This window comes from Methylomicrobium agile (genome assembly GCF_000733855.1).
Lineage (GTDB): Bacteria > Pseudomonadota > Gammaproteobacteria > Methylococcales > Methylomonadaceae > Methylomicrobium > Methylomicrobium agile.
The window spans coordinates 2,416,242-2,430,000 of sequence record NZ_JPOJ01000001.1; the positions used below are offsets into that span (position 1 = coordinate 2,416,242).

Sequence of the window (13,759 nt, forward strand, 5' to 3'; positions counted from 1 at the left end):
TTTGGATCGAGCCGATAAATAATAATCATAAGAGGTGCATGTGCTACGCCATTTTCCGAAGGCAGGGGCGGTCTATTCCCATCGAAAACGCGACTATTTCATCGCGGGCTTTACGTTTTTCTGTGTCGCGGTCTGTCTGTTGAGCGATGCGAATGCGAGCATGGAGAAACAGAATGCGCTGGGCGTTTGCGCCTGGGTGTTTTTGATCGGTCTGCTGCTCGGCGAAAACAAGGAAATCCGGGTACAGGTCGCGATTGCGGTCGCTTTTGCGACGATCGGCGAGCATTTCGCTTCTCCTTTCATGGGCGGCTATACCTACCGCTATCATAACGTGCCTGCCTATGTGCCGCCGGGGCACGGGATGGTATATCTGACAGCGGTTGCGCTGGCCCGCTCCGGCTTTTTCCAGACCTATGCGCGCGAAATCGCCGGCTTCGTGGTACTGGTTTGCGGCGCCTGGTCGTTCTGGGGCATCAGCGGGCTCGGCGAGCAAGGCGATTGGGTCGGCGCGCTGCTGTTCGTGGTGTTTCTGATTTATCTGTTCAAGGGGCGCTCGCCGATGGTGTATCTGGCCGCCTTTTTCATCACTACTTGGCTGGAACTGATCGGCACCGCGGCCGGTACCTGGAAATGGGCCGCGATCGATCCGGTGTTGAAACTGCCCCAGGGCAACCCGCCGAGCGGGGTCGCCGCTTGGTATTGCCTGGTCGATGCGGTGGCATTAGGCGGGGCGCCGCGGGTGTTGGCGATTGCCAAAATGCTGGGGGCGCGCTGGCGGGCCAGAGCGGACAAAAATGCCTGGCAGGGTGCCGGCAGCGGCGAATAGCGCGTCATGCCGATCATAAAAGCGCATTTCTTGAAGCGTCCGCCCGCCCGGATTTTGCTGATCGCGATGCGCTTCCTCGGCGATGCGCTGCTGGCGACGCCGCTGATTCATTCGCTGAAACAGGCATTTCCCGAAGCGAAGATCGATATCCTGATTTACCGCAACACCGCCGGCATGTTCGAAGGCAATCCCGATATCGAACGTATCATTACGACGCCCAACCGCCCGAAACTTCGGGACTACCTGACGCTGATTCCGCGCATTTTCAGGCGCTACGATCTGGCGCTTGCGGTGCAGGCCGGCGACCGGCCCTTCATTTACAGTCTGATCGCGGCGCCGTGCCGGGCCGGGGTCGTGCCGCCCAAAGGGGCCGCCGGCTGGTGGAAGCGTTATTTGTTGAACGGCTATGCCGAGCACGATAACGAACATACGCACACGGTGCTGCAGAACCTGAAACTTGCCGATGCGCTTCGGATACCCCGAAGTCATGCCCTGATACCTCCCCACAGCGGCTCGGTAAAATCCTTTTTACTGTCGCCGGAATACGCGGTGCTGCATCCCTATCCGCAATGGGCCTACAAGCAATGGACGACAGAAGGCTGGCTCGACATCGGCCGCTATCTGCGCCGGCAGGGGTTGCGGTTGGTACTCTCGGGCGGGCCGGGAGAGGAAGAGATCGCCTATCTCGACGCATTACAGAGCAAGCTGCCCGAAGACACGGTCAATCTGGCGGGACAGGTTACCCTCGCGGAATTGGCGGACATCATTGCGCGCGCCAAATGTTTCGTCGGGCCCGACACCGGCATTACCCACTTGGCGGCCGCGACCGGCATCCCGGTCGTGGCGCTGTTCGGTCCGACCAATCCGGTCAAATGGGCGCCCTGGCCCTACGGTTACCGGCAGGACCGGAATCCGTTCGAAAAATCCGGCAACCGGCAGGTGAATAACGTGTATCTGATCCAGGGAGAGGGCGATTGCGTGCCGTGCGACCTGGAAGGCTGCGAGCGCCACCGGTCGAGCCGCAGCGAATGCCTCTGCCGTCTGCCTGCGCGACGCGTGATCGAGGCGATACGGCAGGTATTGCGGTAGCATCGGCCGGAGTTGTCCCGTTTCGGTCGAATGTCCCTGCGAATAGATGGCAGGCAGATCGGCGCACATTTTTTTTACGGCTAAGCTACAATAACGGTCCCCTTTTTTGAACGCAGAAAGAGGGCCGATTTACTCATTTTACGCATGCAGATATCGTCTAACATCAATTTGCCTTCGCGCGTTCAGGAGCGGCTTCTGAATATGGGCGGCATGACCGTGGCCCTGTTCCTCGCCGGGATTTATTTCTCGACAGCGATCGCGGTGGTCGCTTCGATCGTGGTCGGTTTGATCTGGCTGCTGTCGGCCCGGTTCGTCGGTTTGACAACCGTATTGAAGCGTTATCCGGTCGCGGCCTGGTCTCTGCTGCTGTTCGGCTGTTTGATCGCGGGCCTGGCTTACGGCACTGCGCCGCATGACGAGGCGATCGCTTCGTTGAAAAAATACCGCGAGCTGCTGTTCATCCCCGTATTGCTCTCTTTATTGAATAGGCCGCGCTATCGTGACCTCGCCTGGCGGGCCTTTGTGGTAGCTTCGCTGGTGTCGCTGGCGATTTCTTTTCTGATGAGCCTGGATGTTTTGGAAACGTCCTCTTACCACGGAGCTTCCTTGAAAAGCCGGATTACCCACGGCATTTTTATCGGCTTTTTTGCTTTTTATTGCCTGCACCGGTCGATGGTCGGCGGGCCTGCCGGGCGGCTGTACCTTGGCTTGTTTTTGCTCGCCGTGTTCAATGTGTTTTTTATCGTCGAAGGACGCACCGGTCAACTGATGGTTCTGGTGCTGACTGTGTTGTTTGCGGTGCAGCGCTTAAGTTTCAAGAGATGTTTATTGACTTGCCTGGTCCTGGCGATCTTCTTCGGGTTGTTTCTGGGGTTTTCGAACAAGGCCAAGCGGGTCTTTGAAGGGATCGAAAATACCCAGGCCTATATGCAGGAAAAGCCGGAACAGACCGATTCGTCGATGGGGCAGCGTTATACGTTCTGGAAATATTCGGCCAAACTGATTGCCGAAAAGCCGTTGTTCGGGCATGGCACCGGCAGCTTTGCCGAGGAGTATGCCCGCGTTGCGCAAGACGAAAAATTGCTGGCGCAGCATCCGCACAATGAATTTTTGTTTATCGGCGTGCAGCTTGGTTTGTTCGGATTGATTCCTTATTTCGGATTCTTGAGCAGCCAGTTTTTCGAATCGCGCAAATTACCCGATCGGGAAAAATGGCTGGCGCAAGGCTTGTTGATTTCTTTGCTGATTACCAGCCTTTTCAATACCCCGATTTACGATCATACCGAAGGCCACTGGTTCGCCGTGATGATCGCGCTTTGTTTCGCAGCCTTGGAGTCCGGCGAAAAGATGGGCATCGCTCATGCTTAGCGTAATCGTGATCACCAAAAACGAAGCGGCGCATATCGGCCGCTGCCTGGAATCGGTCAGTTGGGCCGACGAAATCGTCGTGCTCGACTCCGGCAGTAGCGACGAGACGGTCGCGATTTGCCGGCGCTTCACGGATAAAGTATTCGAAACCGACTGGCCCGGTTTCGGGGTTCAGAAACAGCGCGCGCTGGAAAAAGCGCAAGGCGACTGGCTCTTCTCGATCGATGCGGACGAAGTCGTGACGCCTGAATTGAGGCGGGAAATCGAACTTGCGATTGCCTCGCCGCAGCTTAACGGCTACGAAATTCCCCGCTTGTCCGATTATTGCGGCCGGTCGATCCGGCACGGCGGCTGGTGGCCGGATTATGTGCTCAGGCTGTTCCGGCGCGAAGCGGGACGGTTTACCGATTCGGCCGTGCACGAGCGCATTATTGTCCAGGGCGAAACCGGTCGTCTGCAGTCGCCGCTCCTGCACGAAGCGTTTGTGAATCTGGACGAAGTGCTGCATAAGGTGAACAATTATTCGGCCTTGGGTGCGGAAATGCTTTACCGGAAAGGCGTCCGGTCTTCCTTGTCCAAGGCGGTCCTGAAAGGGGTGTGGACTTTTTTTCGGACTTACTTCGTGAAGGCTGCGCTGCTGGATGGACGGCATGGCTTCATGCTGGCCGTATCGAACGCCGAAGGCGCCTATTACAAATACCTGAAGCTGTGGGAACTGCAAACGCGCGGACGCCTTCCGTCATGAGCTTGATTTCGGTGATCGTGACGACCTACAACTGGCCGGAGGCTTTGCAGCTTTGCCTCGACAGTCTGTTAGCGCAGACCGACCGCGATTTCGAGATCGTGATTGCCGATGACGGCTCCCTTCCTGAGAGTCGCGATAAGGCGCAAAGCTACTGCAAAGATGCCCCGGTTCCGGTCGTCTATGTCCATCATGAAGATCGAGGGTTTCGTGCGGGCACGATCCGCAACAAGGCCGCGGCCAAAAGCCGCGGCGAATATCTGTTGTTCGTCGATGGCGATTGCTTATTGATGCCCGATTTTATTTCCCGGCATCGTCGGCTGGCCGAGACCGGTTATTTCGTACCCGGCAACCGGATCCTGCTCAGCCGGGGTTTCACGAACCAAGTGCTGGCCGAACGGCTGCCGATTTATTTGCGGCGCTGGCCTTATTTTTGGTGGCTCAGGCTGCTGGGCCGGATCAATCGCATTTCGGCGCTGCTGCATTTGCCGCTCGGCAAATTGCGTTATTTTCAACCCCGCAAATGGGAAAAGGCGATGACCTGCAACCTGGGCGTGTGGAAAAGCGACTTTATCGCGGTGAACGGCTTCGACGAACTGTTCGAAGGTTGGGGCTATGAAGATTCCGATCTGGTGATTCGGCTGATCCATGCCGGCGTCCGGCGCAAGGAAGGGCGCTTTGCGGTGTCGGTGCTGCATCTTTGGCATTCCTCCAACGACAAGAGCCGCCAGGATTTGAATTACCAGCGGTTGATGGAACGGCTGGCGCGGGAGGATTTTAAAATCGCTGAGCGCGGCGTCGTGCAATATCTTCCCGAACCCGCCTCGACGACACGATGAATTTATCCAGGAAAACTAAAAATAAAACCGCAGCAAAAGGCAGCGCCCAGGTCTATCGGCGCCTCTTGACCTATGTCAGGCCGCACCGGGGACTGTTTCTGATCAGTTTCTTCGGCTTCATCCTGTATTCGGGCACGCAGACACTGTTCGCGGCTTTAGTCAAGCACATCATCGACACCCTGCAAACCGAAGCCCGCGAAGGGATGTATTATTTGCCCCTGCTGTTTAGCGGACTGATCGTGATCCACGGCATCGGCGCCTACCTCGGCAATTATTTCCTCGCGAAAGTTTCGACCAATGTCGTGCATGCGCTGCGCTGCCAGATTTTCGACAAATACACCGAACTGCCGACGACCTATTTCGATGCGAACAACAGCGGTTACATGATTGCCCGGATCACGAACAATGTCGGCGAGGTGACCCGGGCCACGACCGATTCGGTGCGGACTTTCGTACGCGAAGGGCTGACCTCGGTCGGGATGATCGCCTATCTGTTTTACACGAATTGGAAGTTGTCGATGATATTCGTCGCGATCACGCCGATCATTGCGGTATTGGTCACTTACGTCAGCAAGCGCCTGCGGATGATCAGTAAGCGCATCCAGGAATCGGTAGGCGACATGACCCATATTACTTCCGAATTGGTCGGCGGCCACCGGGTCGTGCGCAGCTACGGCGGCGAAGCCTACGAAAAACGGCGCTTTCTCGAAAGCAGCCTGTATAACCGGCGGCAGTCGCTGAAGCTGGCGACCACGATGGCGATTCACAATCCTTTGATGCAGTTCATCATTGCGATTGCCTTGTCCGGCTTGATGTACCTGGCGCTGTTCTTCATGCAGAAAGCCACGGTCGGCGAATTCGTCGGCTATCTGACCGCGGCGTTTCTGCTGCCGCGGCCGATTCGGCAGCTCAGCGATGCGAACGGCGAGATTCAGAAAGGGATTGCGGCGGCCGAATCACTGTTCGAAATTCTGGACGAGCAAGGCGAACCGGACACAGGCGATTTCGAAACGGCCAGAAGCCGGGGCGCGCTGGAATTCAAAAATCTGTCGTTCCGCTACCCGGGCGCAGGCGACTGGGCGTTGAAGAATATCGACGTCAGGATCGAACCCGGCCAGACGGTGGCGCTGGTCGGCGCTTCCGGCGGCGGCAAGAGTACCTTCGCGAATCTGATTCTGCGCTTCTATCCGCACGACGAGGGCGAAATCCTGCTCGACGGCGTTGAAATCAACCGCTACAGACTGGCCAATTTGCGGCAGCAGATCGCCCTGGTTACCCAGCAGGTGATCCTGTTCAACGATACGATCGCGAACAACATCGCCTATGGCGCCTTGGCCGGCGCCGAGCGCGAAAAAATCGAAACTGCCGCGCGCGACGCCTATGCGCTGGAGTTCGTCGACAAGCTCGATCTGGGGCTCGATACCGAGATTGGCGAGAACGGCGTCAAGCTGTCCGGCGGTCAGCGCCAGCGGCTCGCGCTCGCGCGCGCCTTGCTGAAGGATGCGCCGATCCTGATTCTCGACGAAGCTACCTCGGCCCTCGATACCGAATCGGAGCGTTATATTCAAGCCGCCCTGCAAAAAGTGATGCAGGGCAGGACCACGCTGGTGATCGCGCATCGGTTATCGACGATCGAAAATGCTGATATGATTCTGGTGATGGAGCACGGGCGGATCGTCGAGCGCGGCTTGCATCAGGAGCTGCTGGCGCTGAACGGGGCCTATGCGCGGCTGCACCAGATGCAGGTCAAAGAGCCGGCCGAAGCAGGCGATATCACCTGATCGAATATTTCAAAGTACTGAGAGGATGTTGATTTGAAAACCTTTATTGCCGAGCTCGAACAGCATCAGGCGATGATCGAAAAGCTCAGGACGCGCACCGATGTGATCGAATCGGCCGGCGAGCTTCTGATCGATACGCTCAAACAGGGCGGCAAAATCCTGCTCTGCGGCAACGGCGGCAGCGCGGCGGACTGCCAGCATATCGCGGCCGAGTTCGTGGTCCGCTACGAAAAACACCGGCGGCCGCTGGCGGCGATCGCGTTGACGACCGACTCTTCCATTCTGACCGCGCATTCGAACGACTATCATTTCGACAGCGTGTTCGCCCGCCAGGTCGAGGCGCTCGGCACCGACAACGACTGCCTGATCGCGATTTCGACCTCCGGAACCAGCAGAAACGTGCTGAATGCGGCCGAGGCCGCAATCGATAAAGGGATGGCGGTGATCGGTTTGACCGGTAATGGCGGCGGCATGCTGGCCGGAGTCGCGACGATGTCGATCGTGGTGCCTGAGCAAGTGACAGCGCGGATTCAGGAGGCGCATATATTGATCGGACACTGGTGGTGCGGCTTGGTCGAGGAGGCGTTTCATGATCGCGACCACGCCTGATTTTTCCCCGGCGCGGATTCTCGTCGTCGGCGACGTGATGCTGGACCGCTATTGGTCCGGCCAGGCCGCGCGCATCTCGCCGGAAGCGCCGGTGCCGGTCGTCAAGGTCAAAGGCAGCGAAGAGCGGATCGGCGGCGCCGGCAACGTCGCCTTGAATATCGCCAGGCTGGGCGGCAGGGTGACCTTGCTTGGCGTGGTCGGCGACGATCCGGAAGGCGAAAGGGTGCGCGACCTGCTCGAAGCCGAAGGGGTCGTCTGCGACTTCGTGGTGGCTGAAGGCGCGCGCAGCATCTGCAAATTGCGGATCATGGCCCAGCATCAGCAATTGCTGCGGCTCGATTTCGAAGATACGCCGATCGCGTTCGACGGCGCCCAGATGAGCGCGAAGCTGAAGCGGCATCTGCCCGATCATGATGCGGTCGTGTTTTCCGACTACGGCAAGGGCACGCTGGCCGATGTCACGCACCATATCGCGACCGCGAAGCAGACCGGCCTGAAAGTGTTGGTCGATCCGAAAGGCGTCGATTATGGGCGCTATCGGCATGCGGACGTGATTACGCCGAACCTGTCCGAGTTTTTTGCGGTGGCGGGCGCTTGCGCGAGCGAAGCCGAAATCCTGGACAAAGGACGGGAGCTTCTGCAGCGCTGTGGAATGCAAAACTTGCTGTTGACGCGCGGCGAAGCCGGCATGACGCTGATTCGGAAAACCGAAACCCATTCGTTGCCCGCGCAAGCCAAGGACGTTTTCGACGTGACCGGCGCCGGCGATACGGTGATCGGGGTAATGGCGCTCGGGGTGGCGCTGGATCTTCCGCTGCACGAGGCGATGTGCCTGGCCAATCTGGCCGGTGGCATCGTGGTCGGCAAGCTCGGTACCTCGACCGTTTCGGTCGAGGAGCTGAGCCGGGCGCTGCACGGCGACCGCGGATCGCAGTACGGAATCGTCTCCGAAGACGAACTGATGCATATCGTCGCCCGCGCGAAGGCCCATAACGAAAAGATCATCATGACCAACGGCTGCTTCGACCTGCTGCATGCGGGGCACGTGACCTATCTGGAGCAGGCGAAAGCGCTCGGCGACCGCCTGATCGTGGCGGTCAATTCGGATGCGTCGGTCAGGCAGTTGAAAGGCGAGTCGCGCCCGATCAACGGTTTGAAGGAACGGATGACCGTATTGTCCGCGCTGGCCTGTGTGGATTGGGTTGTCGCCTTCGAGGAAGAAACGCCGGAACGCCTTTATTGCCGCCTGTTGCCCGACGTGCTGGTCAAGGGCGGCGATTACGCGCCCGATCAGGTTGCCGGCGGCGATTGCGTGATCGAGGCGGGCGGCGAAGTCAGAATTTTGCAGTTCGTCGAGGGGCAATCGACGACATCGATGATCAACAAGGCGAGGGGGACAGCATGATCGTAGTGACGGGCGGCGCCGGGTTTATCGGCAGCAATCTGGTCAAGGCATTGAACGAGCGCGGCGAGCGAGACATTCTGGTCGTCGACAATCTGCTGAACGGCCGCAAGATGCATAATCTGGCCGATCTCGATATCGCCGATTATCTGGACAAAGACCAGTTCATTCAAAAGCTCGAATCGCCCTGTTTCTTGAACCGGGTTCGGGGCGTGTTCCATCAGGGCGCCTGTTCCGCCACGACCGAATGGGACGGGCGCTTCGTGATGGAAAACAATTACGATTATTCGAAACGTCTATTGCAATGGTGCATCGGCAAGAATGTGCCGTTCATCTATGCCTCCTCCGCTTCGGTGTACGGCAGCGGCGAAAACGGCTTCCGGGTCGAACGCGAATGCGAGCGGCCCATCAATATGTATGCTTACTCCAAATTCCAGTTCGACCAGTACGTGCGGCGAATCTTGCCGGAAACCCGGAGCCCGATCGTAGGCTTCCGCTATTTCAATGTTTATGGGCCGCGCGAACAGCACAAAGGCGCGATGAGCAGCACCGCATTCCATTTCAACCGGCAAGTGATCGAGCAGAAAAAGGCGAGATTATTCGAAGGGTGTGACGGCATCCCGAACGGCGAGCAGCGGCGCGACTTTGTCTACGTCGGCGATGTGGTCGATGTGAATCTGTGGTTTTTCGATCATCCCGACCAGCGGGGCATTTTCAATGTCGGTACCGGCAAAGCCGAGACATTCAATCAGGTCGCCCGAGCAGTCATCGACTGGCACGGCGAAGGCGAGATAGAATACATTCCGTTCCCGGATCATCTGAAAGGCGCTTATCAAAGCTATACGCAGGCCGATATTTCCGGTTTGCGGCAGGCGGGTTATCAGAGCGAGTTTTTGAATGTAAAACAGGGTGTGTCTAAATATCTGGACCGGCTGAATGGTCCCAAGGGAAAAGTGCTTAATTCTTAAGGAAATTTTGTGGTGTTAAGATTTACCATCGCAAAAAATTCACAAAACCGTTTGCCAAGTCCGAAAAAGTGCGTATAATGCGCCTCTCTTTCGCCGGCGACGGCGAAGCGGCCGGGATGGCCCGTCGGATTCCGACAGAAACTGAAAGGGATGGGTTGACAAATGGTTGAGCTAGGGTATAATGGCCGGCTCAATTCGCCAGAAGCAAATCAGCTTCGGCGGAGCCTGAAAGGATTTTAGGTCAGGATGTCCAGAAAGGAAGTCGAAAAAAAGAGTTGACAGGTTATAAAAGATCTTTATAATAGTCCGACTCAACGAGGCTTCAGCCTCGGCTCTTTAACAAGTCGATCAAAATAATTTGTGTGGGTGCTTGTGGTGGAATGGTCAGCAAAGAAACATTCGACCCAAGAACCGACGTTAATTCAAGTAATTTGCGTTGAATTCTGAAGTCGAGCCAAGATTGGCGACTGATCTATAGTCGCACCGAGATTGAACTGAAGAGTTTGATCATGGCTCAGATTGAACGCTGGCGGTATGCTTAACACATGCAAGTCGAACGGTAACAGGCCTTCGGGCGCTGACGAGTGGCGGACGGGTGCGTAACGCGTAGGAATCTGCCTGTTAGTGGGGGACAACGTGGGGAAACTCACGCTAATACCGCATACGCCCTGAGGGGGAAAGCGGGGGACCTTCGGGCCTCGCGCTAACAGATGAGCCTGCGTGGGATTAGCTAGTTGGTAGGGTAAAGGCCTACCAAGGCGACGATCCCTAGCTGGTCTGAGAGGACGATCAGCCACACTGGGACTGAGACACGGCCCAGACTCCTACGGGAGGCAGCAGTGGGGAATATTGGACAATGGGCGCAAGCCTGATCCAGCAATACCGCGTGTGTGAAGAAGGCCTGAGGGTTGTAAAGCACTTTTAATCGGGAGGAACATCTGATGGCGAATACCCATCAGTCTGACATTACCGATAGAAAAAGCACCGGCTAACTCCGTGCCAGCAGCCGCGGTAATACGGAGGGTGCAAGCGTTAATCGGAATTACTGGGCGTAAAGCGTGCGTAGGCGGCTGCTTAAGTCAGATGTGAAAGCCCCGGGCTTAACCTGGGAACGGCATTTGATACTGGGCAGCTCGAGTTGAGTAGAGGAGAGGGGAATTTCCGGTGTAGCGGTGAAATGCGTAGAGATCGGAAGGAACACCAGTGGCGAAGGCGCCTCTCTGGACTCAAACTGACGCTGAGGTACGAAAGCGTGGGTAGCAAACAGGATTAGATACCCTGGTAGTCCACGCCGTAAACGATGTCAACTAGCCGTTGGTCTTATTCGTAAGATTCGTGGCGCAGCTAACGCGATAAGTTGACCGCCTGGGGAGTACGGCCGCAAGGTTAAAACTCAAATGAATTGACGGGGGCCCGCACAAGCGGTGGAGCATGTGGTTTAATTCGATGCAACGCGAAGAACCTTACCTACCCTTGACATCCAGAGAATCTGTGAGAGATCGTAGAGTGCCTTCGGGAACTCTGAGACAGGTGCTGCATGGCTGTCGTCAGCTCGTGTCGTGAGATGTTGGGTTAAGTCCCGTAACGAGCGCAACCCTTATCCTTAGTTGCCAACGGGTGATGCCGGGAACTCTAGGGAGACTGCCGGTGATAAACCGGAGGAAGGTGGGGACGACGTCAAGTCATCATGGCCCTTATGGGTAGGGCTACACACGTGCTACAATGGCCGGTACAGAGGGCAGCGAACTCGCGAGAGCCAGCCAATCCCACAAAGCCGGTCCTAGTCCGGATTGGAGTCTGCAACTCGACTCCATGAAGTCGGAATCGCTAGTAATCGCGAATCAGAATGTCGCGGTGAATACGTTCCCGGGCCTTGTACACACCGCCCGTCACACCATGGGAGTGGGTTGCAAAAGAAGTAGGTAGTCTAACCTTCGGGAGGGCGCTTACCACTTTGTGATTCATGACTGGGGTGAAGTCGTAACAAGGTAGCCCTAGGGGAACCTGGGGCTGGATCACCTCCTTACAAAGATGCCTGACGCAGCATGAGCATCCACAACAAATTATTTTGATCACGAAAGACATGAGCCTGGGCCTGTAGCTCAGCTGGTTAGAGCGCACCCCTGATAAGGGTGAGGTCGGAGGTTCAAGTCCTCCTAGGCCCACCAATGACCAAGGTGAACAAAGGCGAAAGGCAAAGAGGCAAAGTCAACTTTGGCCTTGCCGCTGATTTGAACCGACATTGGGGTCATAGCTCAGCTGGGAGAGCGCCTGCCTTGCACGCAGGAGGTCAGGAGTTCGATCCTCCTTGGCTCCACCATCAACTCTATAAAGTTTTCATGCACCGCCGCCGGCACTGCCTCGAAGCAGCGCAGACGGAGTGAACCGAGACTTTATAGAATTGATGAGTCCGCTCATCAATAGCTCTTTAACAAACTGGAAATCTGTAACGAAATCACACCATGGTATCACTGCCATGAAGTGATGCAACGAGTTCAAGTGAACTGACACAGAAAAAGTGACGAAGCTTCCTCACCGAAGCCGAGCCATACTCGCTGTGCCAGCAAACAAGAACCCGTTCTCAAGCAGAACAAGCGAAAATGTCAGCTGATCGATAACTTCAGACTCATTGGGGTTATATGGTCAAGTGAATAAGCGCATACGGTGGATGCCTAGGCAGTAAGAGGCGATGAAGGACGTTGTAGCATGCGATAAGCCGCGGTGAGTTTGCAAACACACTTTGACCCGCGGATGTCCGAATGGGGAAACCCACCTGGGATAACCCAGGTATCCTGTCCTGAATCCATAGGGGCAGGAAGCGAACCCGGAGAACTGAAACATCTAAGTACCCGGAGGAAAAGAAATCAACCGAGATTCCCTTAGTAGCGGCGAGCGAACGGGGATTAGCCCTTAAGTTTTGGCACCTGTTAGTGGAAGGGTCTGGAAAGTCCCACCAAAGACGGTGATAGTCCGGTACACGAAAACGACGCCAAGATGAAGACGAGTAGGGCGGGGCACGTGAAACCCTGTCTGAAGAAGGGGGGACCATCCTCCAAGGCTAAATACTCCTTACTGACCGATAGTGAACCAGTACCGTGAGGGAAAGGCGAAAAGAACCGGGGAGACCGGAGTGAAATAGATCCTGAAACCGTATGCGTACAAGCAGTGGGAGCCGACTTTGTTCGGTGACTGCGTACCTTTTGTATAATGGGTCAGCGACTTAATCTCAGTGGCAAGCTTAACCGCATAGGGGAGGCGTAGCGAAAGCGAGTCTGAACAGGGCGTTCAGTCGCTGGGATTAGACCCGAAACCGGGCGATCTATCCATGACCAGGTTGAAGGTCAGGTAATACTGACTGGAGGACCGAACCCACTCCCGTTGAAAAGGTAGGGGATGAGTTGTGGATCGGAGTGAAAGGCTAATCAAGCTCGGAGATAGCTGGTTCTCCTCGAAAGCTATTTAGGTAGCGCCTCGTGTATCACTCTGGGGGGTAGAGCACTGTTTCGGCTAGGGGGTCATCCCGACTTACCAACCCGATGCAAACTCCGAATACCCAGAAGTGCGAGCACGGGAGACACACGGCGGGTGATAAGGTCCGTCGTGAAAAGGGAAACAGCCCAGACCGTCAGCTAAGGTCCCAAAATCTATGCTCAGTGGGAAACGATGTGGGAAGGCCCAGACAGCCAGGAGGTTGGCTTAGAAGCAGCCACCCTTTAAAGAAAGCGTAATAGCTCACTGGTCGAGTCGGCCTGCGCGGAAGATTTACCGGGGCTAAGCATAGTACCGAAGCTACGGGTTCATCGCAAGATGAGCGGTAGAGGAGCGTTCCGTACGCCTGCGAAGGTCGATTGAGAAGTCGGCTGGAGGTATCGGAAGTGCGAATGCTGACATGAGTAACGATAATGCGGGTGAAAAACCCGCACGCCGAAAACCCAAGGTTTCCTGCGCAACGCTAATCGACGCAGGGTTAGTCGGTACCTAAGGCGAGGCCGAAAGGCGTAGTCGATGGCAAACAGGTTAATATTCCTGTACCGGTCGCAACTGCGATGGGGTGACGGAGAAGGCTAGATCGGCTGCCGGTTGGAAGTGGCAGTGCAAGCCGGTAGGGAGAGCGCTTAGGCAAATCCGGGCGCTC

General features: G+C 56.4%; 9 protein-coding genes, 2 tRNA genes and 2 rRNA genes (1 of these 13 running past the window's edge). All 13 read left to right on the top strand.

The features are described 5' to 3' along the window. Positions 1-40 precede the first annotated feature (40 nt). Positions 41-826: a hypothetical protein gene (locus tag CC94_RS0111455; RefSeq protein WP_005369950.1), complete on the top strand. Its 786-nt coding sequence runs from the start codon at positions 41-43 to the stop codon at positions 824-826. A gap of 6 nt (positions 827-832) precedes the next feature. Next, positions 833-1,915 carry a glycosyltransferase family 9 protein gene (locus tag CC94_RS0111460; protein WP_005369951.1) on the top strand — a complete coding sequence of 361 codons (1,083 nt, stop codon included), beginning with the start codon at positions 833-835 and terminating at the stop codon, positions 1,913-1,915. Positions 1,916-2,059: 144 nt separating this feature from the next. After that, a complete protein-coding gene (locus CC94_RS0111465; RefSeq protein WP_036303941.1) occupies positions 2,060-3,283 on the top strand; it encodes an O-antigen ligase family protein in 1,224 nt (407 codons plus the stop codon). Continuing rightward, on the top strand, positions 3,276-4,028 hold the full coding sequence (locus tag CC94_RS0111470) for a glycosyltransferase family 2 protein (protein ID WP_005369953.1): 753 nt from the start codon (positions 3,276-3,278) through the stop codon (positions 4,026-4,028). The genes CC94_RS0111465 and CC94_RS0111470 overlap by 8 nt, the downstream gene beginning before the upstream one ends. After that, complete coding sequence (locus CC94_RS0111475; protein WP_031430914.1) at positions 4,025-4,864, top strand: glycosyltransferase family 2 protein; 840 nt, start codon at positions 4,025-4,027, stop codon at positions 4,862-4,864. The genes CC94_RS0111470 and CC94_RS0111475 overlap by 4 nt, the downstream gene beginning before the upstream one ends. Further along, positions 4,861-6,645 (top strand): lipid A export permease/ATP-binding protein MsbA, encoded by a 1,785-nt coding sequence (msbA, locus tag CC94_RS0111480; RefSeq protein WP_005369955.1) that lies wholly within the window; start codon positions 4,861-4,863, stop codon positions 6,643-6,645. The genes CC94_RS0111475 and msbA overlap by 4 nt, the downstream gene beginning before the upstream one ends. Before the next feature lie 72 nt (positions 6,646-6,717). After that, positions 6,718-7,254: a D-sedoheptulose-7-phosphate isomerase gene (locus CC94_RS0111485; protein ID WP_051911569.1), complete on the top strand. Its 537-nt coding sequence runs from the start codon at positions 6,718-6,720 to the stop codon at positions 7,252-7,254. Further along, the gene (gene hldE / locus CC94_RS0111490; RefSeq protein ID WP_031430918.1) at positions 7,235-8,659 is read left to right on the top strand and encodes a bifunctional D-glycero-beta-D-manno-heptose-7-phosphate kinase/D-glycero-beta-D-manno-heptose 1-phosphate adenylyltransferase HldE; all 1,425 of its coding nucleotides are present in this window, start codon (positions 7,235-7,237) and stop codon (positions 8,657-8,659) included. The genes CC94_RS0111485 and hldE overlap by 20 nt, the downstream gene beginning before the upstream one ends. Next, positions 8,656-9,624 carry an ADP-glyceromanno-heptose 6-epimerase gene (rfaD, locus tag CC94_RS0111495; RefSeq protein ID WP_005369958.1) on the top strand — a complete coding sequence of 323 codons (969 nt, stop codon included), beginning with the start codon at positions 8,656-8,658 and terminating at the stop codon, positions 9,622-9,624. Before hldE ends, rfaD begins: the two co-directional genes overlap by 4 nt. A 491-nt stretch (positions 9,625-10,115) precedes the next feature. Beyond that, a 16S ribosomal RNA gene (locus CC94_RS0111500) occupies positions 10,116-11,650 on the top strand. A gap of 65 nt (positions 11,651-11,715) precedes the next feature. Further along, positions 11,716-11,792: transfer RNA gene (locus tag CC94_RS0111505), tRNA-Ile, on the top strand. 76 nt (positions 11,793-11,868) lie between these two features. After that, a tRNA-Ala gene (locus CC94_RS0111510) sits at positions 11,869-11,944 on the top strand. Between the two features lie 321 nt (positions 11,945-12,265). Next, positions 12,266-13,759: ribosomal RNA gene (locus tag CC94_RS0111515) — 23S ribosomal RNA — on the top strand; it runs 1,401 nt beyond the window's last position. Together the 16S and 23S rRNA genes with 2 tRNA genes alongside form the textbook arrangement of a ribosomal RNA operon.